General features: G+C 66.6%; 22 protein-coding genes and 1 other RNA gene. 8 read left to right on the top strand and 15 right to left on the bottom strand.

What is annotated here, in order from left to right; all coding sequences use genetic code 11:
- The first annotated feature begins 110 nt into the window (after positions 1-110).
- Both rnpB and LRP66_RS05440 read left to right on the top strand, forming a co-directional pair.
- An RNA gene (gene rnpB / locus LRP66_RS05445) (RNase P RNA component class A) lies at positions 111-491 on the top strand.
- 48 nt (positions 492-539) lie between these two features.
- A complete protein-coding gene (locus tag LRP66_RS05440; RefSeq protein WP_230481503.1) occupies positions 540-2,519 on the top strand; it encodes an energy transducer TonB in 1,980 nt (659 codons plus the stop codon).
- 40 nt (positions 2,520-2,559) lie between these two features.
- Here LRP66_RS05440 and LRP66_RS05435 read toward each other — a convergent pair whose 3' ends face one another.
- Together LRP66_RS05435 and LRP66_RS05430 are read right to left on the bottom strand one after the other, a co-directional pair.
- On the bottom strand, positions 2,560-3,198 hold the full coding sequence (locus LRP66_RS05435) for a carbonic anhydrase (RefSeq protein WP_230481502.1): 639 nt from the start codon (positions 3,196-3,198) through the stop codon (positions 2,560-2,562).
- Positions 3,195-4,775 (bottom strand): SulP family inorganic anion transporter, encoded by a 1,581-nt coding sequence (locus LRP66_RS05430; protein ID WP_230481501.1) that lies wholly within the window; start codon positions 4,773-4,775, stop codon positions 3,195-3,197. Before LRP66_RS05430 ends, LRP66_RS05435 begins: the two co-directional genes overlap by 4 nt.
- 184 nt (positions 4,776-4,959) lie before the next feature.
- Between LRP66_RS05430 and LRP66_RS05425 the strand changes: the two genes are divergently transcribed.
- Together LRP66_RS05425 and LRP66_RS05420 are read left to right on the top strand one after the other, a co-directional pair.
- Positions 4,960-5,499 carry a J domain-containing protein gene (locus tag LRP66_RS05425; RefSeq protein ID WP_230481500.1) on the top strand — a complete coding sequence of 180 codons (540 nt, stop codon included), beginning with the start codon at positions 4,960-4,962 and terminating at the stop codon, positions 5,497-5,499.
- On the top strand, positions 5,496-5,789 hold the full coding sequence (locus LRP66_RS05420) for a (2Fe-2S) ferredoxin domain-containing protein (protein ID WP_230481499.1): 294 nt from the start codon (positions 5,496-5,498) through the stop codon (positions 5,787-5,789). The genes LRP66_RS05425 and LRP66_RS05420 overlap by 4 nt, the downstream gene beginning before the upstream one ends.
- A gap of 220 nt (positions 5,790-6,009) precedes the next feature.
- Here LRP66_RS05420 and LRP66_RS05415 read toward each other — a convergent pair whose 3' ends face one another.
- The 9 genes from LRP66_RS05415 to LRP66_RS05375 all read right to left on the bottom strand — a co-directional run bounded on the left by LRP66_RS05415 (position 6,010) and on the right by LRP66_RS05375 (position 9,216).
- A complete protein-coding gene (locus LRP66_RS05415) occupies positions 6,010-6,411 on the bottom strand; it encodes a SufE family protein (protein ID WP_230481498.1) in 402 nt (133 codons plus the stop codon).
- 74 nt (positions 6,412-6,485) lie between these two features.
- Positions 6,486-6,725: a hypothetical protein gene (locus LRP66_RS05410; protein WP_230481497.1), complete on the bottom strand. Its 240-nt coding sequence runs from the start codon at positions 6,723-6,725 to the stop codon at positions 6,486-6,488.
- Between the two features lie 22 nt (positions 6,726-6,747).
- Positions 6,748-7,011 (bottom strand): hypothetical protein, encoded by a 264-nt coding sequence (locus LRP66_RS05405; RefSeq protein WP_230481496.1) that lies wholly within the window; start codon positions 7,009-7,011, stop codon positions 6,748-6,750.
- A 26-nt stretch (positions 7,012-7,037) separates the two neighbouring features.
- Positions 7,038-7,337: a hypothetical protein gene (locus LRP66_RS05400; protein WP_230481495.1), complete on the bottom strand. Its 300-nt coding sequence runs from the start codon at positions 7,335-7,337 to the stop codon at positions 7,038-7,040.
- 13 nt (positions 7,338-7,350) lie between these two features.
- The gene (locus LRP66_RS05395) at positions 7,351-7,647 is read right to left on the bottom strand and encodes a hypothetical protein (RefSeq protein WP_230481494.1); all 297 of its coding nucleotides are present in this window, start codon (positions 7,645-7,647) and stop codon (positions 7,351-7,353) included.
- 39 nt (positions 7,648-7,686) lie between these two features.
- Positions 7,687-8,070 (bottom strand): envelope stress response membrane protein PspC, encoded by a 384-nt coding sequence (gene pspC, locus LRP66_RS05390; protein WP_230481493.1) that lies wholly within the window; start codon positions 8,068-8,070, stop codon positions 7,687-7,689.
- Between the two features lies 1 nt (position 8,071).
- Positions 8,072-8,365 carry an envelope stress response membrane protein PspB gene (gene pspB, locus LRP66_RS05385; protein WP_230481492.1) on the bottom strand — a complete coding sequence of 98 codons (294 nt, stop codon included), beginning with the start codon at positions 8,363-8,365 and terminating at the stop codon, positions 8,072-8,074.
- A gap of 1 nt (position 8,366) precedes the next feature.
- A complete protein-coding gene (pspA, locus tag LRP66_RS05380) occupies positions 8,367-9,035 on the bottom strand; it encodes a phage shock protein PspA (RefSeq protein ID WP_230481491.1) in 669 nt (222 codons plus the stop codon).
- A 31-nt stretch (positions 9,036-9,066) separates the two neighbouring features.
- On the bottom strand, positions 9,067-9,216 hold the full coding sequence (locus tag LRP66_RS05375) for a hypothetical protein (protein WP_230481490.1): 150 nt from the start codon (positions 9,214-9,216) through the stop codon (positions 9,067-9,069).
- 175 nt (positions 9,217-9,391) lie between these two features.
- Here LRP66_RS05375 and pspF point away from each other — a divergent pair, with 175 nt between their 5' ends.
- Together pspF and LRP66_RS05365 are read left to right on the top strand one after the other, a co-directional pair.
- On the top strand, positions 9,392-10,441 hold the full coding sequence (gene pspF, locus LRP66_RS05370; protein ID WP_230481489.1) for a phage shock protein operon transcriptional activator: 1,050 nt from the start codon (positions 9,392-9,394) through the stop codon (positions 10,439-10,441).
- Positions 10,442-10,507: 66 nt separating this feature from the next.
- On the top strand, positions 10,508-11,119 hold the full coding sequence (locus LRP66_RS05365; RefSeq protein WP_230481488.1) for a superoxide dismutase: 612 nt from the start codon (positions 10,508-10,510) through the stop codon (positions 11,117-11,119).
- A gap of 94 nt (positions 11,120-11,213) precedes the next feature.
- Here LRP66_RS05365 and LRP66_RS05360 read toward each other — a convergent pair whose 3' ends face one another.
- The 3 genes from LRP66_RS05360 to mtaB are packed head-to-tail and all read right to left on the bottom strand — an operon-like array spanning position 11,214 to position 14,001.
- Positions 11,214-11,828, bottom strand: a complete 615-nt coding sequence (locus LRP66_RS05360) for a septation protein A (protein ID WP_230481487.1) — start codon at positions 11,826-11,828, stop codon at positions 11,214-11,216.
- Entirely contained in the window at positions 11,825-12,760 is a 936-nt protein-coding gene (gene ftsY, locus LRP66_RS05355; protein WP_230481486.1) for a signal recognition particle-docking protein FtsY, read from the bottom strand. Before ftsY ends, LRP66_RS05360 begins: the two co-directional genes overlap by 4 nt.
- A complete protein-coding gene (mtaB, locus tag LRP66_RS05350; RefSeq protein WP_230481485.1) occupies positions 12,757-14,001 on the bottom strand; it encodes a tRNA (N(6)-L-threonylcarbamoyladenosine(37)-C(2))-methylthiotransferase MtaB in 1,245 nt (414 codons plus the stop codon). The genes ftsY and mtaB overlap by 4 nt, the downstream gene beginning before the upstream one ends.
- Between mtaB and LRP66_RS05345 the strand changes: the two genes are divergently transcribed.
- A complete protein-coding gene (locus LRP66_RS05345) occupies positions 14,000-14,575 on the top strand; it encodes a DUF924 family protein (RefSeq protein WP_230481484.1) in 576 nt (191 codons plus the stop codon). The genes mtaB and LRP66_RS05345 overlap by 2 nt on opposite strands.
- Here LRP66_RS05345 and LRP66_RS05340 read toward each other — a convergent pair.
- Positions 14,550-16,094 carry a putative bifunctional diguanylate cyclase/phosphodiesterase gene (locus tag LRP66_RS05340; RefSeq protein WP_230481483.1) on the bottom strand — a complete coding sequence of 515 codons (1,545 nt, stop codon included), beginning with the start codon at positions 16,092-16,094 and terminating at the stop codon, positions 14,550-14,552. The genes LRP66_RS05345 and LRP66_RS05340 overlap by 26 nt on opposite strands.
- 277 nt (positions 16,095-16,371) lie before the next feature.
- On the opposite strand from LRP66_RS05340, the gene ffh reads away from it, so the two are divergent.
- Positions 16,372-17,892: a signal recognition particle protein gene (gene ffh / locus LRP66_RS05335; RefSeq protein WP_230481482.1), complete on the top strand. Its 1,521-nt coding sequence runs from the start codon at positions 16,372-16,374 to the stop codon at positions 17,890-17,892.
- Positions 17,893-17,906 lie beyond the last annotated feature (14 nt).

Genomic DNA, 17,906 nt, shown 5'->3' with positions numbered 1-17,906 from the left:
GGAGGGGGCCGATACCAGCCACCGTTCGGGCTGAGCGAAGTCGAAGCCCATGCCCTGATGCCACCACAAACCCCTTGCCCTGCCCGCCAATCCGTCTACAGCCCCCGCAGCCAGAGGGCCGGGCGGCCGCGGCCTCGGGAAACCGGGGGCGAGGAAAGTCCGGGCTCCACGGAACGACGGTGCCGGGTAACGCCCGGCGGGGGCGACCCCAGGGACAGTGCCACAGAGAGCAGACGGCCACGGCTTCGGCCAGGTCAGGGTGAAAGGGTGCGGTAAAAGCGCACCGCGGTCCCGGTAACGGGAACGGCATGGCAAACCCCACCGGGAGCAAGACCGAATAGGGATGGCATGGCGCGAAAGCGTCGGGGCGTGTTCCCGCCCGCTATCCGGGTTGGTTGCTTGAGGCGATGTGCGAACATCGTCCTAGAAGAATGGTCGCCTATCCGGCTTTGGCCGGTGGACAGAACCCGGCTTACAGGCCCTCTGGCTTTTCCTCGCGATTTGGGCGAGCGTGTCCCGAACAAAGGTTGGGGGGTATCATGACGAAGTGGGTTGCAGGCACGGCCTTGGCCGCGAGCCTTGCCATGACGGCGGCCGTCGCCGTGGCGCAGCAGGCGGCACCGCCCGGCGCCGCGCCGACGCTGCAACAGCAATATGACGCCGCGACCGAGCTCGATCAGGGCAAGGATCCGGCCGCCTCGCTCGCCGCATGGACCGCGCTGGCGGGGCGGGCGAAGTCGGGCGGTCGGACCTGGGCGATCGCGATGGTGCGCAAGGGCGCCGCGCAGTTCCGGTTGGGCCAGGTCGATGAGGCGGCGGCGACGATCCGTGCCGGTCTCGCGGCGCTTCCCGCCGGCGATCCGACGCTCGCCGTCGATCGTTCGGACGCCTTCATGAAGCTTGGTGGGATCGCGACCAACGCGCTCGATTACGCCGATGCCTCGGCCCAATATGCCAAGGCGGAAGCCGCGTCGCCCGACGATATCGGCCGCGTCGCCGCGATGGTGGCGGCGGCGAGGGTGCAGATCTTCACCGATCCGGTCCAGGCCAAGGCGACGCTCGATCGCGTCGATGCGCTCGCGACCAGGGTCAAGCTGGGCAAGATCGATCAGGCGATGCTGTCACAGGTCGCATTGCGCCTCGCGATGAACACCGGCCGTCTGGAGGACGCCAACCGGATGGCGCCCAAGGTCGTCTCGCTGCTGGGCGGCATGACGTTGGACCGTGTCGACCTTCGCGACGTCGCGGCCCGGTCGGACGCCGCCATCGCGGCGCTGCTGACGCATCACGAGGACAGTGCGCGGGAATATATGGCCTATACCGGCGCGGGTCGGTCGACCAAGGGCGAGTTCCGACCGGCCAGCGTGATCAACCCGCCCGATTGCGGCGGCGAGGCCGATCTGAAGCCGGAGGATGTCGCGGTCATCCAGTTCAGCGTGGGCGACGACGGCTCCGTCTTCGGCATCGAGCCCGTCTATTCATCGGGCGGTGGAACCAAGGCGCTGGCCTTTGCCCGCTCGGTGCAGGACTGGGTCTGGTCGCCCGAGGAACTGAAGGAACTTCCGCCCTTCTTCCGGTACAATGTCCGATTGGAGATGCGCTGTTCGACGGCCTATACCCGCCCCTCGGTCCTTAGCACGATCAATGACAGCTTCGTCCGGTGGCTGGATCAGAAGGGCGTCGCGGGTCAGGCCGATACGCGGCAGGTCGGCGGCGAGGCGCTGACCCGGCAACGTGCCGAACTGGCCGCCGCCGAGGCCAAGGGGCAGACACCCGCCATCCTGGCGATCTCGGCGGCGATGCTCCGCAACCCGACCCTGGGCAGCGACGAGCGTGCCGCGTTGCTCGCGCGGGCGGAGCCGCTCGCCGAACGGTCCGACATGCCCGCGACCGCCCGTCTGGTCTTCGCGATCCCCGCACGCGAGGGGCGCATTCGCGAGTGGCGCTCGGCCGGTCGCTATGCCGCCGCCATCGGACCGATGCTGAGCGAGAAACCCTATGTCGACGATCCGGAGGCTCGTGCGGCGCTCCGTGTGCTGATCGCGGATCGGAGCGGCGAGAACGAGATGGCGCCTTACCTGCAACAGGTGGCCGACGATGCGGCGCTCGAACCGCACAACACGCTACGCGTGGGCGCGCTGATCCGGTTGGCGTCGATCGCCAAGCGCAAGGGCGACCTTGCCCTGGCCCGCCAGACCTTCGAGAAGAGCGGGCTGACCGCCTCGCAATGCGCGATGCTGGACGCGATGCCCAAGCCGGTGGCGATGCCCGGTGCCAGCGCCTTCCCGCAGGAGGCGCAGCGCTGGGGCTTCGAAGGCTGGGTGCGCAACCAGTATGATATCGGCGCGGACGGCCGCGTCTCGAACACGCGGACGATCGTCAGCTATCCGCCATTCATCTTCTCGCAGGCGGCGGAAAAGACTTTCGCGGCGATCCGCTACCAGAAGACGTTCCGGCCCGATGGCGGCGTCGGATGTGGTGCGAGCCTGAACAATATCGTGTTCCGAATGCCGCGCTGACGGAGCGGGCCGGGAAGGGCGGTCCCGGCCCGTCATCGCCTCAGATCAGAACCTTGTCCGGGCGTTCGAGTCCGTCGAGATCGGTGGTCGCATCGATCTCGAGCAGGGTTTTGATATGCCCGTCGCGAATGTCGTAGACCCAGCCGTGGAGCCATAGCTCGCGCTTCTCGGCGAACGCCCTCTGGATGGTATCCAGCCGCGCGAGATGGCGGAGCTGTTCCATCACGTTGACTTCGACCAGCCGGTTGACCTTCGCGCCTTCGTCCGATTGCGCGTCGATCTCGTCCTGATGGCGGTGGAGCACGTCGCGCGCATTGGCCAGCCACTGGTCGACGGGCCCTTCGGTCCCGCCCTGCAGCGTCGCGAGCACGCCGCCGCAGCCATGATGACCGCACAGGATAACGTGGCGGACCCCCAAGACGTCGACGGCATATTGGACGACCGACAAGAGGTTGAGGTCGTCGTCATGAACCAGGTTGGCGATGTTGCGGTGCAGGAACATGCCCCCCGGCGGGGTCATCGTCATCTGTTCGGGGGTCACCCGGCTGTCGGAACAGCCGATCCAGAGGAAATCGGGCTTCTGGCCCACCGTCTGGCGCTGGAAGAAGTCGGTCTTCTCCTCGAGCAATTCGGTCGCCCACGCCTTATTGGCCAGCAGGAGCTGCTTATATTCCCTCATGCGTAGCGCACTCCGGTCGATGGGGCGTTGATCATCGGGGCGGTCCGCTCGGCGATGTCGCCGCGCACGATCACGGTGATACCGCGAAACTCGGCGCCCTTGATGAAGGCGTTGACGATGTCGACATTGTCCAGGTCGACATATGAGGTCGACGACAGGTCGATCAGCAGGTTGGCGCCATCCGGCACCTTTGCCAGCGATTTCTGCAATTCGTATTTGTGGATGAAATAGAGGTTGCGTCGCGCGCGGATCAGGCAGTCCTCGCCATCGCAGGCGAAGGTGAGTGCCGGGCGGAAGTTGCGCGCCACGACGAAGACGAAGCCGACGGTCAGCCCGACCAGGATGCCGATCAGCAGATCGGTGCGCAGGATCGCCAGGATGGTCACGATGAACGGGATGAACTGGGTCCAGCCCTGCTTGTAGCGCTCGGTGAACAGCTTGGGCTTGCACAGCTTGTAGCCGGTGGCGATCAGCACGGCGGCCAGCGCGGCGAGCGGGATCTGGTTCAGCACCACCGGGATCAGCGCGACCGACAGCAGCAGCCAGGTGGCATGTGACATTGTCGACAGCTTGCTCTCCGCCCCCGCATCGACATTGGCCGAGGAGCGGACGATCACCGAAGTGACGGGCAGACCGCCGAGCAGACCCGAGACGATGTTGCCGCCGCCCTGTGCCATCAATTCCCAATTCTTGTCGGTGGTGCGGCGGCGGGGATCGAGCTCGTCCACCGCCTTGACGCTCAGCAGCGATTCCAGGCTGGCGACGATGGCGAGCGTAATCGCCGTCGTCCACACCGCGCCGGTGCCGATCGCCGCGAAGTCGGGCAACTGGAACTGGCCGACGAACTCGGACGCACTGCCCGCGACCGGCACCTGCACCAGATGGCTGCCGACGAGCTGCCAGTCGGGGCGGAGCGCGCCGAGCAGCATGTTGCCGACGACGCCGATCACCACGACGACCAGCGGACCGGGCAGAAGCCGGAGCGGGCCCTGCTTCGGCTTGGCATGATCCCACCAGAACAGGAAGGCGAGCGACACCGCGCCGATCAGCACCGCGCCGGGGGCGATATCGTTGCTGATGCTCGTCCACAGGTCGGTGAAGGTGTTGCCGCCCGCGCGGCTGGCATATTCGAAGCTGCCCTCGAAATCGCCGTCATAGCCGATCGCATGGGGGATCTGCTTGAGGATGAGGATCAGGCCGATCGCCGCAAGCATCCCCGTGATGACGGAGGAGGGGACGAACTCGGCCAGAACGCCCGCCCGCGTGAAGGAAAAGGCGAGCTGGAGCACGCCCGCCAGTACCACGGCCAGCAGGAAGACCTGGAAACTGGGCAGTCGCTCGATCGCCTCGAACACGATCACGGTCAGGCCCGCCGCGGGCCCCGCCACCGATAGCGGCGACTTGGACAGGAAACCGACGACCAGTCCGCCCGCGATCCCGGCGATCATCCCCGCAAAGGGCGGCGCGCCCGATGCGACGGCGACCCCCAGACAAAGCGGCAGCGCGACCAGCGCCACCACGATCGAGGCCGGCACGTCCGCTCTTGCGGTGGCCAGGAAGGAACGACTTTGGGCCATGGCGGCTCCTGACTGCGCGATTGTCCGCATATGTCCGCAACGGACATGAATATATGATGACGTATAATTCATGATGAGCGACCGGCTGGCGGTCAAGCCTTTCCCTGGCCATTTCGCCGGTCCGCGACCCGAAAGCCTTCGCGTCCATGCTTGCACCTGCGGCGAAGTCGCTTAAATCGACGGCGTGGCGCGTTCCTCTACCCGATCCAACGACTGGGGTTTTCCCCGCTGGCGCAGCTATGGCGCGGCGCGTGAGGCCAAGCCGGTGCGAATCTGTGACCGGCATGGCTGTGACCAGCCGGGCAATTGTCCCGCGCCCAAATCACCCAACAGCCCCGATCGCTGGTATTTCTGCGAAACGCACGCCGCCGAGTATAATCGCGGCTGGGACTATTTTCAGGGGCTGAGCGCCGAGGAAGCCGCGGCGCGCGAGGCGTCGGAACGCCGGACCAGCGCAGGCTATGCCCAGTCCAAGCACCAGGCCTGGGCAGGGCCGGGCGACGGCACCCGCTCGCGCGACGAGATGCGCGCGCTCGATGCGCTGGGTCTGGAGCCGGATGCCGAGTTCGACCTGATCCGCGCGACGTGGCGCGGGCTGGCCAAGGCCAATCATCCCGATATCCGCCCCGGCGATCCCGAGGCGGCCACGAAGTTCCAGCAGGTGCAGGCGGCCTACGAAGTCCTGCGCGCCGCCGAGGAACGGCGGAGCTGGAAGCCCGAATGATCCGTCGCGCCAAGGCGGATTGGGAGGCGACGGTTCTGGTCTGCGGCAAATGCTCGAAGAAGGTCGGCGGTGGGTTCGGGCCCAAGGGCAAGACGCCGCTGGCCAAGGCGCTCAAGCGCCTCTTCGGCAAGGGGCGCAAGGCCTCGGTGGGCGTGGTGGAGACCAAGTGCCTCGGCTTGTGCCCGAAGAATGCGGTGACGCTGGTGGACGGGCGGCGGCCGGGCGAATGGCTGGTGGTGACGCCCGACGAGGATGTCGAGGCGATCGCCGCGCGGTTGGGGCGGGGGTGATGGTTTTATAGTGGGGGGCTCGGTGAGACTTCGGGCCCTCCCCCAGCCCCTCCCGCCTGCGGGAGGGGAGCGGCCAGAGGCGGCCATATGGCTAATCAGACTCGGCTGGCCTCGGGCGAGATTGGCTTTGGGGAAAACCGCCCTCGCCACCAACCGCTCCCCTCCCGCAGGCGGGAGGGGATGGGGGAGGGCAACGGTGTCTCACCGAGCCCAACGCCGCTCAATACCGCCCGGCGGTTTCCCGAATGAGAGCGATCATGTTCGGAATCCCCTGGGTCCGGTTCGAACTCAACTGATTCTTCAGGTCGAACGGCGCGAGCTCGCGCTCGATATCGGTCGAGAGAATGTCCGCAGGCGCCTTGTCCTGCACCGTCTTCAGCACTAGCGCGATGATCCCCTTGGTGATCGCCGCATTCGAATCTGCCAGGAAATGCAGTCCCTTGCCCTCGCTCTTGGTCGGATAGACCCAGACCGAAGCGGAGCAGCCGCGCACCAGCGTCGCGTCGGTCTTGAGCGCCTCGGGCATCGGCTCGAGTGCGCGACCGAGATCGATCAGCAGGCGATAGCGATCGTCGGGGTCGAGGAATTCATATTCGTCGCGGATTTCGGCAAGGTCGGACATGGCCCTCGCGCTAACGTGGTTCGCGCCCGGCGACAACCGGGCAGCGCCCGCTGGCATCGCGGGTGCCGCCATGGTTACAGGTCCACGCCCGCTGCGATCGCCTCGAGCTTGCGGATCCGCTCCTTGAGGTCCGCCATCTCGATCCGCGACGCCGCCGAACTGGCGGGCGGATAGGGCATGTCGTGGCTGCGGTCATATTCGCGGCTCTTGAGCTGCAACCAGCCACGCCAACCGGCAAGCCCGGCGGTGACGATCATCGCCAGACCGGCGAGACCGGCAGTGGCGAGGACGATGTAGAGATTGGTCTCGTTCATGATCCCTGTCCCTTCGGCTCGATTAGCGATCGCGCAGCCGCTCGATCTCGCGGTCGAGGTCGATGCTCTTGTGCTGATCAGTGATGACGCGTTCGAGGACCTGGATGCGGTCCTTCAACTGCTGAACCTCGGCGCGTAGCGCCTGGGTGTCGCGACTGCCCTCGCCGCGCAGATGCTCGATTATCTCGGGCCCGATCGCGCCGCGATGCTTGTGCTTCGCCTTGAAGATGTTGGCGATCATCACGATTGCGACGATCATGACGACCATGAACTGTCCGCCATTCATAGCGGTAACTCCCCTCTAGATTTTTATCAGTGTTCGATGTGGGCGGCCGTTTCACCGCCAATGCGCAAGGCGTCGATCTCATCGCTCAGCGCCAGTCCGCGATCGGTGATGATCCGCTCCAGAACCCGGACCCGCTGTTCGAGCCGTTCGGTCTGGGCCGCGTATTGCGCCGCCTTTTCGGCGACCATCGAGGCTTCGGTGGCCAGCTGCTTTTCGCGGAGGGCGAACCAGGGCTTGAGAAACACGCCGCCGATGATGGCGACCAGGCCGCAGCTGATGCCCAGGACCGGGATCATGATGCCGAGGACGGCGAAAAGATTTGGCATCGTAATTTTCCTCTCAGCGATCGCGCAAGCTGTCGATTTCGCGCGCGGTCCGCTCGGCGGGGTCGGTGGCGATCCGCTCCAGCACCGCGATCCGCTCTTCCAGTCGAGAGACCTGGCCGACCAGTTTCTGGTTCTCGGCGGTCAGCAATTCGACCTTGCGTTCGTCGGCCATGCCGGTCTTGCCGACCGTGCCGCCCCATTCTCCGTCCAGGCTGTAGCCGTGCTTTGCCCGGATCCAGGTGGTCACGACCCAACCCATCGTCGACATCGCGATGATCGCCAGGACGAAACCCGGTCCTCCCCATGCCATAATCCTTACTCCCATTCAGATTTGGTTGCGGCCGGACGATCAGCGCAGGCTGTCGATCTCGTCGGCCAGTTGGCGGTTGCGGCTGGTATAGTGCAGCTCGATATCGGCGAGGCGACGGTCGAGATCGCGGAACTTCGAGCGGACCTCGGCGGTCGAGCGGCGCGGGTTGCTGCGCACGCCCTGCCAGAACTTGGCGTCCTCGTCCGACTGGTAGAGCCCGATCGGCTTGGCCGCCGCCATCCAGGCGATCAGCATGTAGGCGACCGGCACCCATGGGAAGCCGACCCCGGTGATGGTCAGCAGGACCGCGGCGACGCGGACCCACATCACGTCGACGCCGGTATAGTCGGCGATCCCCGCGCAGACGCCCTTGAACTTCGCATTCTGCTTGTCGAGGTAGAAATTGGTGCGGCTGGCGGTCATCTCAGTTCCTCCGATCGAGGCTGTAGTCGGTCTGGCCGAGGCGCGGTTCGGAGCGCCATTCGGACTGCGACAGGCTGGGCTTGAAGTTGGGATTGTCGGCGGCGACGATGCGCTCGACGGTGTTCACCCGGTCCTCCAGCCGCCGCGCGAGCAGGTGAAGCTCGTCGAGCAACTGCTCGTCCTCATGGGTGATCTTCGGTGCCTGCTTCCACTTGGTGACATAGTGCAGGATCAGCCAGGGCAGCGCGATGAACAGGGTGACGATCGCGACGCCGGGGGTGACGATATCCTCCATCTCACTCTCCCTTGTTCAGGCGCGCCTTGAGCGCGGCGAGTTCGGCATCGACCCGGTCGGACGCGCGCAGCTCGGCGATCTCGTCCTCGAGCGTTTTGGGGTTCGAACCCAGGCCCAGCGCTTCCGCGCGGCCCTCGGCCTCGTCCACCTTGCGCTCCAGCACGTCGAAGCGGCTGAACGCGTCGTGCGTCTTCGGCCCGTTCCACATCTCGCGCAGGCGATAGCGGTTGTTGGCGCTTTCCAGACGGGTCTGCACCGCATTCTGCTTGGTCCGCGCCTCGCGCAGCTTGTTCTGCAGCTTGGCGATGTCCTCTTCCGAGGCGCGCAGCGCATCGTCGAGCACCTGGACTTCGGCCTTCAACTGGTCGGCCATGTCGGCCGCCTTCTGGCGCTCGATCAGCGCGGCCTTGGCCAGGTCCTCGCGATCCTTCGACAGCGCCAGCTCGGCCTTCTCGGTCCAGCTGTCCTGAAGCTGGTCCAGCTTCATGATGTGGCGGCGGATTTCCTTCTGGTCGGCGATCGTGCGGGCGGCGGAGGCGCGCACCTCGACAAGCGTTTCCTCCATTTCGAGGATGATCATGCGGATCATCTTCGCGGGGTCTTCCGCCTTGTCCAGCAGGTCGGCGAAATTGGCGGCGACGATGTCGCGGGTGCGGGAGAAAATGCCCATCGGATACTCCTTGATGGCGACTATTCGGGGATTATGCGACCGGAGCCTCGATCGCCGCAACCGGTGCAGTGTCGGTGACGGCAACATGCGCGGGGGCGAGGGCGCCCATCAGGCAGGTGGCGCTCATCACGACGGTGCAGGCGATGGCGGCGATCTGGCGGGTGACGGTGGTGGCGAACATGGTGGAAACTCCCTGATATCATTGTCTTGGTCCGCTCATCGGCGGGATGCCAGAAGCATTGCAGGACGCGTGCCAATTCCAAAAATGCCGCAAATACAGATGGTTGTGAAATAGTTGCGTTCGGCCAACGATTGCGCTCTTGCCAAGCGTTGGGAAAATCCGCCACCTGTTGGGAATGGAGCGGACGAGTCAGGTCATCGGCCAGTCGGGGGCCTTTCTGGACACGCTGGAACGCGCCAGCCGTGCGGCCGCGCTCGACCGGCCCGTGCTGGTCATCGGCGAGCGCGGCACCGGCAAGGAGCTGGTCGCCGAACGCCTCCACCGGCTGAGCGGTCGCTGGGACCAGCCGCTGGTCGTCATGAACTGCGCGGCGCTACCCGAGACGCTGATCGAGGCCGAATTGTTCGGGCACGAGTCGGGCGCGTTCACCGGCGCGACCAAGGCGCGGGCAGGGCGGTTCGAGGAGGCGAACGGCGGGACGTTGTTCCTCGACGAACTCGGAACGCTGTCGATGGCGGCGCAGGACCGGCTGCTCCGCGCGGTCGAATATGGCGAGGTGACGCGGATCGGCTCGTCGCGCCCCCTGCGCGTCGACGTGCGCATCGTCGCCGCGACCAACGAGCATCTGCCCGACAAGGTCGCCGCGCACCAGTTTCGCGCCGACCTGCTCGACCGACTGTGTTTCGAGGTGGTGACGCTGCCGCCGCTGCGCGCGCGCAAGAGCGATATCATGCTGCTCGCCAATCATTTCGGGCGGCGTATGGCGGCGGAAATCGGGTGGCAGGACTGGCCCGGCTTCGGCGCCGCCGCCACCGATGCGCTGATGGAGCATCGCTGGCCGGGCAATGTCCGGGAACTGCGCAACGTGGTCGAGCGGGCGGTCTATCGCTGGGACCGGGAAGGACCGATCGACCTGATCGAGATCGACCCGTTCCGCTCCCCCTACCGCCCGCAGGGCCAGTCGCCCGCCGCCGCGAAAAGCGAACAGCCGGGCGCATCCCCGTCCGCGGCGCCTCCGGCGAATGACGGTGACGAGGTGGCGGCGTGCGATATCGGTCCGTCCGACTTCAAGTCGCGGGTGGCGCGGTTCGAACGCGAGCTGCTGACCAAGGCGCTGGCCGAGAATCGCTTCAACCAGCGGACCACCGCCGAAGCGCTCGGGCTGAGCTACGACCAGCTTCGTCACGCGCTTCGCCGCCATGATCTGATCGGAACGGTTGCGTAACTCCGCTCGGGGAGCCATTTGGAGCGCCCGGCGTTGCCACAGGCAAACCCCAAAGGAGCAATCACCATGGCTTTCGAACTGCCGCCCCTGCCGTATGACTATGACGCGCTGGAGCCGGTCATCTCCAAGGAGACGATGACCTTCCACCACGACAAGCATCATGCGGCCTATACCAACAAGCTGAACGAGGCGATCGCGGCGGACACCTCGCTCCAGGGCAAGTCGATCGAGGACATCATCGCGAACATCTCGTCGGCCCCGGCGGCGGTCCGCAACAATGGCGGCGGCTATTGGAACCACGACTTCTTCTGGAAGATCATGACCAAGCCCGGCACGACCCAGCCCTCGGGCAAGCTGGCCGAAGCCATCGAGGCGTTCGGCGGTCTCGACAAGCTGAAGGACGAGTTCAACACCAAGGGTGCGGGCCAGTTCGGCTCGGGCTGGGCCTGGGTGATCGCGGACGCCGACGGCAAGCTGAAGGTCACCTCGACCCCGAACCAGGACAATCCGTTGATGGACGTCGTCGCCGACAAGGGCACGCCGATCCTGGGTAACGACGTGTGGGAGCACGCCTATTACCTGACCTATATGAACGACCGTCCGGGCTATCTGAAGGCCTGGTGGGACGTGGTGAACTGGGACGAGGCCGGTCGCCGGTACGAGGCGGCGGTCGCGTAATTTCGCGACGTCCGGTTCGGACAAGGAAAGGGCGGCTCCACCGGGGCCGCCCTTTTTCGTGTCTATTCCTCCCCTGCAAGGGGAGGAATTTAAATCACTCCACCGGCGGGTCGTCGACCTTCGCGTCGTCCGCGTTCAGCCCATGCTTCATCAGCATCGGGATATTCACGACCGCGAAGCCCAGCGTCAGCGGCATCGCGCCCCACAGCTTGAACCCGACCCAGAAGTCCCAGGTCGAGTTGCGCCACACCGCCTCGTTCAGCACCGCCATGAAGGCGAAGAAGATCGCCCAGTTGCGGGTCAGCTTACGCCAGCCGACCGGGGTCAGCCCCGAATAGACGCTGCCCAGCACGAGCTGGATCAGCGGTCGCCCGGTCGCCAGTCCGAAGAACAGGAGCGCGGAGAACATCGCATAGACGATGGTCGGCTTCATCTTGATGAAGCGTTCGTCGTGGAAATACAGGGTCAGGCCGCCGAACACGACGACCAACAGGCCCGACAGCCACAGCATCGGCGAGACGCGGCCGAGCTTCACCTTGCTGACGATCATCGAGACGACGGTGGCCGCCATGAAGACGCCGGTCGCGACCAGTACGCGGGTCAGCGGCCCCATCGGCGCGAGGAAATTGACCGCGAAGAACAGGACCAGCGGGCCATATTCGATCCCGGCCTTGAGCGCGGCGCTCGCTTCCTTCTGCTGCGTGCTCACTTGCGACCTCCCTCGATCCCGGCGATGATCCGGCTGACTTCGTTGGCGTCGAAGGGGCGCAGGTCGGTCATGCCCTCGCCGACGCCGATGGCGTGGATCGGCAGGCCGTATTTCTCCGCCGCCGCGACCAGAACGCCGCCGCGCGCGGTGCCATCCAGCTTGGTCATGACCAGCCCGGTGACGCCCGCCACGTCCTTGAACACCTCGATCTGGTTGAGCGCGTTCTGACCGGTGGTCGCATCGAGCACCAGCAGGATATCGTGCGGCGCCTCGGGGTTCAGGCGGCCGAGCACGCGGCGGATCTTGGACAGCTCGTCCATCAGCTCGCGCTTGTTCTGGAGGCGTCCGGCGGTGTCGACGATCAGCACGTCGATGCCGGTCGCGGTCGCCTGCTTCACCGCCTCATAGACGATGCCCGCCGCGTCGCCGCCTTCCTTGCCCGAGACGATGGGGACGCCCACGCGCTCGGCCCAGGTGGCGAGCTGGCCGATGGCGGCGGCGCGGAAGGTGTCGCCCGCCGCCAGCATCACGCCGTAATCCTGTTCCATGAACAGATGCGCCAGCTTGGCGATGGTGGTCGTCTTGCCCGATCCGTTGACGCCGATGACTAGGATCACCTGCGGCCGGGGGAAGGCGTCGATCTCCAGCGGGGTGGCGACCTTGGCCAGCGCCTTCTCCACCTCCTCGGCGACGACCAGGCGGATGCCCAGATCCTCCATGTTCCGCTCGAAGCTGCCCTCGGCCAACCGGGTCCGGATATGGCCCGCCGTTTCGGGGCCGAGGTCGGAGGCGATCAGCGCTTCCTCGATCTCGTCGAGCGTGTCGTCATCGAGCCGTGCGGTGCCCAGGCCCGCCAGATTGCCGACCAGCCGGTCCGAGGTGCGACGGAAACCGCCGAGCAGCTTGTCGTGCCAGGAGGAGGAAGAACTCATGCCAATTGTCCGATCAGATGGGTTTCGGTCGCCGCCGTGACCCGAACGCGGGCGATGCGGCCCGGTTCGGTGGCGGAGGAAAAATGAATGTCGGCGAAGTCGGGCGCGTGGCCGCGCGTGCCGGGGCGCTCGACCAGCACCTCGCGGGTCTGGCCGACCTGGCGCGCCAGCCACTCGCGGCGACGGCGTGCGGCGGCTTCGCGCAGTCGGGCCGCCCGCTCGCGGCGGAGGGGATGGGGAACCTGCGGCATCCGCGCGGCGGGGGTGCCGTCGCGCGCCGAATAGGGAAAGATATGCGCATGGACGATCTGGCAATCGTCGATCAGCGCCAGCGTATCCGCCGCCATCGCCGCGTCCTCGGTCGGGAAGCCCGCGATCAGGTCGGCGCCGATCGCGATGTCGGGCCGCGCGGTCAGCAACCGCTCGACGATGGCGACCGATTGCGCGCGACTGTGGCGGCGCTTCATCCGCTTCAGGATCAGGTCGTTGCCCGCCTGGAGCGAGAGGTGGAGATGCGGCATCACCCGCGCCTCGCCGGTCACCAGTTCGAACAGCCGGTCATCGATCTCGATCGAGTCGAGCGAGGAGAGGCGCAGCCGGGGCAGGGCGGGGACATGGGTCAGGATACGCTCGACCAGCAGGCCCAGGCTGGGTGCGCCGGGCAGGTCATGGCCATAGCTGGTCAGGTCGACGCCGGTCAGCACGACCTCCCGGTGGCCCAGCTCCACCGCGCGCGCGATCCGCTCGATCACCAGCCCGGCGGGCACCGAACGGCTTGGCCCCCGCCCGGTCGGGATGATGCAGAAGGTGCAGGCGTGGTCGCAGCCATTCTGCACTTCGACAAAGGCGCGCGCATGACCGGCAAAGGCGGCCGCGAGGTGCGGCGCGGTCTCGACCACGCGCGACAGGTCGGTGACCAGCATCGGCTCGGCCGACGCCCAGCTTTCCGGTCGCAGCTTGTCGGCATTGCCCAGCACGCGCGCGACTTCGGGCATGGCGGCAAAGCTGTCCGGATCGATCTGCGCCGCACAGCCGGTCACGACGATCTGCGCCTCGGGACGCGCCTTGGCCGCGCGGCGGATCGCGGCGCGGGTCTGCTTGACGGCTTCGTTGGTCACGGCGCAACTGTTGACCACGACCGTGTCGGCGCGCCCGGCGGCCAGCGCGCGGATCGTTTCGCTTTCGGCGATATTGAGGCGACAGCCCAGACTGATGATCTCGGGCCCAGGGAGGGACGACATGACTGCCGATCTAGGGATGGATGAACGACGTGTCCACGCGGAGACGCAGGACGTGCTGGACTTCTGGTTCGGTCTGGCACCCGACCGGCATTTCGCCAAGGACGAGTCGCTCGACCGGGTGATCGCCGAGCGGTTCGGGGCGACGCGCGATCGGGTGATGGCGACCGGGGCGATCGGCTGGCGCGACGATCCGGACACGCTGCTGGCGGCGATCCTGTTGCTCGACCAGTTTTCGCGCAATGTGCACCGGGGCTCGGCCCAAGCCTTCGCCGCCGATCCCCTGGCGCTCGCCCTGTGCCTGCAAGCGATCGATGCGGGGTGGGAGGCGCGTTATCCGCCCGATCGGCGGGTGTTCCTCTACATGCCGCTGATGCACGCCGAGTCGCGTTCCATGCAGGATCTCAGCGTCGCCAAATTCGCCGAACTGGGGCGAGAGGACAATCTGGGCTTCGCGCGGGATCACCGTGATGTCATCCGTTGCCATGGTCGGTTCCCCAGCCGCAACGCGGCGCTCGGCCGGGCGACGACCGACGCGGAACGCGCCTATCTCAGCCAGCCAGACGCGGGGTGGTAACCGGCGCGCTGGAAACCCCCGCGAGCAGGCGCTTCTCGGCGAGCAACTGACGCACCTGCGCCAGGTCGAGCATCGGGCCGTAGAGCGGACCCTGGCCGTGCGAGCAGCCAATCTCGCGCAGGCGCAACTCCGTCTCGGAGTCGCGCAGCCCCTTGGCGGCGATCGGCAGGTGCAGATTGTCGCCGAGCTGGACGATGGCCGAGACGATCGCGCTGCAATCGGGATCGGCGGTCATGTTGCGGATGAAATCGGGATCGATCCGCACCCGGTCGAAGGGCAGGACGCGCAAATGCGCCAGGCTGGAATGACCGCTGCCGAAATGGTCGAGCGCCAGCGCGATGCCCTGGTTCTTCAGGCTGACGACGATCGACTGCGCCAGCGCGAGGTTGGCGAACAGCGCATTCTCGGTCAGCTCGATTTCCAGGCGGTGCGCGGGAAAGCCGCACTCGGTCAGCGTCTTGATGATCTTCTGCGCCAGCCAGGCATCCTGGAATTGCGAGGCGACCAGCGGCACCGACAGGGTGATCGACGGATCCCAGTCGCGTGCTCCCGCCATCGCCTGACGCATCAGGCTGAGCGACACGTCGCCCGACAGGCCGCACGCCTCGGCCACCGGTAGGAAGCGGTCGGCGGTGATCGCGCCCAGCACCGGATGTTCCCAATGCCCCGACACCTCGAACCCGGTCAGGCGGCCGGTGCCCAGATCGACCTGCGGCTGGAAGCGGGGGGTGATGTGCCCCTCGGCCAGCGCGGTGCGCAGGTCGGTGATGATGATGTTGCGCTCGGCCATCGCGTCCTGCATCGCGGGCTCGAACCACAGGGGCTTGCCGTCGCCGCGCGCCTTGGCGGCGATCAGCGCGAGATCGGCCTCGCGGACAAGCTGGTCGACGCTGCCGTCATCGCCGATGATCCGGCTGAGCGCGATCGCGGTGCGGGGCGCGAAATCCTGATCGGCCATGCGGACCGGCTGGCCCAGGCGAATGGCGAGCCGGTCGGCCAGTCGATCGATCCGCTCGCGGGCGCGCGGGTCGAACGAGACGAGGCAGCCGAAACAATCGCTTTCGAACCGCGCGACGATCGCCTCCGACGGCGCCTCCGCCCGGATCGTCTTGGCGACATGCTGGAGCAGGCTGTCCCCGGCGTCATGGCCGAAGGATCCGGCAAAGGCGCGGAACCGGTCGATGTCGAGCAACAGAAGCGCGACGCCACGCTTGCGACGGCGCATCGCCTCTATCATCGTCTGCGCGCTATCGTTGAACGCACGGCGATTGGCGAGCCCGGTAAGGGAATCGCGCAGTTCGGGATCGGCGCGTATCCGCGACTGGAGCGCCGGAAGCCGCCAATAGACCAGTGCCGAGGCCGCCGCCGTCGCCGACAACAGGAGCTTGGCGGGCAGATCCAGGCCGAGTTGGATCAGTATGATGGCCACACCCAGCAGGATCATGCCGCCCGCCACCGCAACGCTCAACAGGCGTGCGGGGACATTGGCACTGGCATTGTTCTGGTGCGACCCGGACATGGAGAATGGGTCGCATGTAGGAGTGTACAACCCGTTAACGCCGCGCCCGTCCGCCCCCGCTATGCGCCGGAACGCGTCGGCCTTCGCGGGCGGGGGCGACGGGTCACGACTTGCGCCGCGCGGCGTTTTCCCATACAGGCCCCGCCAGGTTCCGTTTCGGAATGTGAAAGTGAAGCGCCCAAGGGTGCACGCTGGCCGGCGAGGTTTCGCCCGCCGGCGCTTTTGCGTTTGGTGGGATGTCGTTGGCTTTCGGGCCGGGTTTTGACGAGGTGAGGCTATGTTCGACAGCTTGAGCGATCGGCTTGGCGGCGTTTTCGACCGCCTCCGCGGCCGTGGCGCGCTGACCGAGGCGGATGTCCGCACCGCCATGCGCGAGGTGCGCGTCGCGCTCCTCGAAGCCGACGTCGCGCTGCCGGTCGCACGTGAGTTCGTCGACAAGATCACCGAACAGGCGATCGGCCAGAACGTCCTTCGCTCGATCACGCCGGGGCAGCAGGTCGTCAAGATCGTCCACGACGCGCTGGTCGCGATGCTGGGCGCGGATGCCAGCGAGCTGCTGCTCGACGTGACGCCCCCCGCCGTCGTGATGATGGTCGGTCTTCAGGGTTCGGGCAAGACGACCACCACCGCCAAGATCGCCAAGCGGCTGTCGGGCGGGGCGATGGGCCGTGAGCGCAAGAAGGTGCTGATGGCGTCGCTCGACGTCAATCGCCCGGCCGCGCAGGAACAGCTCGCGACGCTGGGCACGCAGGTCGAGGTGTCGACCCTGCCGATCATCGCCGGGCAGCAGCCGGTCGAGATCGCGCGCCGCGCGATGCAGGCCGCCAAGCTCCAGGGCTTCGACGTCCTGATGCTCGACACCGCCGGTCGTCTGCACGTCGACCAGGCGCTGATGGACGAGATGAAGGCGGTGGCGGAGATCGCCCGGCCGCAGGAAATCCTGCTCGTCGTCGACTCGCTGACCGGCCAGGACGCGGTGAACGTCGCGACCAGCTTCTCGGAGCAGGTGCCGCTGACCGGTGTGGTGCTGACCCGCATGGACGGCGACGCGCGCGGCGGTGCGGCGCTGTCGATGCGCGCGGTCACCGGCAAGCCCATCAAGTTCGCCGGTGTCGGCGAAAAGATGGACGCGCTGGAGGCCTTCCATCCGGAGCGTGTCGCGGGTCGCATCCTGGGCATGGGCGACGTCGTGTCGCTGGTCGAGCGCGCGGCGGAGTCTATCCAGCAGGAAGACGCCGAGCGCATGGCCAAGAAGATGGCCAAGGGTCAGTTCGACATGGACGACCTGCGCGGCCAGCTTCAACAGATGCGCCGCATGGGTGGCCTGGGCGCGCTGGCGGGCATGATGCCGGGCATGAAGAAGGCGCAGAACGCGTTGGCCGATGCCGGTGGCGACAAGATCCTGCTCCGCATGGATGCGATCATCACCTCGATGACGCCCAAGGAGCGCGGCAAGCCCGAGCTGATCAACGCCAAGCGCAAGATCCGCATCGCCAAGGGTTCGGGCACCACGGTGCAGGACGTGAACAAGCTCCTGAAGATGCATCAGGAAATGTCCACGGCGATGAAGAAGATCAAGAAGATGGGCGGCATCAAGGGCATGATGTCGATGCTCGGCAAGGGCGGGCTTGGCGGCCTGGGCAACGCGCTGGGCGGCCCGCAGATGGGCGAGATGCTGGGCAAGGCGGGCTCGAACGGCCTGCCCGGTGGTGGTCTGGGCGGAATGGGCGGCGGCAAGCTGCCCGACGGGATGCCCAAGCTGCCCCCCGGCTTCGAGAATCTCCTCAAGAAGAAATAACCCCCGCGCCGGAC

The organism is Sphingomonas sp. Leaf21 (assembly GCF_916858675.1).
Taxonomy (GTDB): Bacteria; Pseudomonadota; Alphaproteobacteria; order Sphingomonadales; family Sphingomonadaceae; genus Sphingomonas.
This window is presented reverse-complemented; position numbering and strand designations above follow the sequence as displayed.

Excerpts from the sequence above, each read along its gene's own strand:
- LRP66_RS05440 (WP_230481503.1), top strand. The coding sequence starts at position 540 with ATGACGAAGTGGGTTGCAGGCACGGCCTTGGCCGCGAGCCTTGCCATG.
- LRP66_RS05435 (WP_230481502.1), bottom strand. The coding sequence starts at position 3,198 with ATGAGGGAATATAAGCAGCTCCTGCTGGCCAATAAGGCGTGGGCGACC.
- LRP66_RS05430 (WP_230481501.1), bottom strand. The coding sequence starts at position 4,775 with ATGGCCCAAAGTCGTTCCTTCCTGGCCACCGCAAGAGCGGACGTGCCG.
- LRP66_RS05420 (WP_230481499.1), top strand. The coding sequence starts at position 5,496 with ATGATCCGTCGCGCCAAGGCGGATTGGGAGGCGACGGTTCTGGTCTGC.
- LRP66_RS05415 (WP_230481498.1), bottom strand. The coding sequence starts at position 6,411 with ATGTCCGACCTTGCCGAAATCCGCGACGAATATGAATTCCTCGACCCC.
- LRP66_RS05410 (WP_230481497.1), bottom strand. The coding sequence starts at position 6,725 with ATGAACGAGACCAATCTCTACATCGTCCTCGCCACTGCCGGTCTCGCC.
- LRP66_RS05405 (WP_230481496.1), bottom strand. The coding sequence starts at position 7,011 with ATGAATGGCGGACAGTTCATGGTCGTCATGATCGTCGCAATCGTGATG.
- LRP66_RS05400 (WP_230481495.1), bottom strand. The coding sequence starts at position 7,337 with ATGCCAAATCTTTTCGCCGTCCTCGGCATCATGATCCCGGTCCTGGGC.
- LRP66_RS05395 (WP_230481494.1), bottom strand. The coding sequence starts at position 7,647 with ATGGCATGGGGAGGACCGGGTTTCGTCCTGGCGATCATCGCGATGTCG.
- pspC (WP_230481493.1), bottom strand. The coding sequence starts at position 8,070 with ATGACCGCCAGCCGCACCAATTTCTACCTCGACAAGCAGAATGCGAAG.
- pspB (WP_230481492.1), bottom strand. The coding sequence starts at position 8,365 with ATGGAGGATATCGTCACCCCCGGCGTCGCGATCGTCACCCTGTTCATC.
- pspA (WP_230481491.1), bottom strand. The coding sequence starts at position 9,035 with ATGGGCATTTTCTCCCGCACCCGCGACATCGTCGCCGCCAATTTCGCC.
- LRP66_RS05375 (WP_230481490.1), bottom strand. The coding sequence starts at position 9,216 with ATGTTCGCCACCACCGTCACCCGCCAGATCGCCGCCATCGCCTGCACC.
- pspF (WP_230481489.1), top strand. The coding sequence starts at position 9,392 with ATGGAGCGGACGAGTCAGGTCATCGGCCAGTCGGGGGCCTTTCTGGAC.
- LRP66_RS05365 (WP_230481488.1), top strand. The coding sequence starts at position 10,508 with ATGGCTTTCGAACTGCCGCCCCTGCCGTATGACTATGACGCGCTGGAG.
- ftsY (WP_230481486.1), bottom strand. The coding sequence starts at position 12,760 with ATGAGTTCTTCCTCCTCCTGGCACGACAAGCTGCTCGGCGGTTTCCGT.
- LRP66_RS05345 (WP_230481484.1), top strand. The coding sequence starts at position 14,000 with ATGACTGCCGATCTAGGGATGGATGAACGACGTGTCCACGCGGAGACG.
- mtaB (WP_230481485.1), bottom strand. The coding sequence starts at position 14,001 with ATGTCGTCCCTCCCTGGGCCCGAGATCATCAGTCTGGGCTGTCGCCTC.
- LRP66_RS05340 (WP_230481483.1), bottom strand. The coding sequence starts at position 16,094 with ATGTCCGGGTCGCACCAGAACAATGCCAGTGCCAATGTCCCCGCACGC.
- ffh (WP_230481482.1), top strand. The coding sequence starts at position 16,372 with ATGTTCGACAGCTTGAGCGATCGGCTTGGCGGCGTTTTCGACCGCCTC.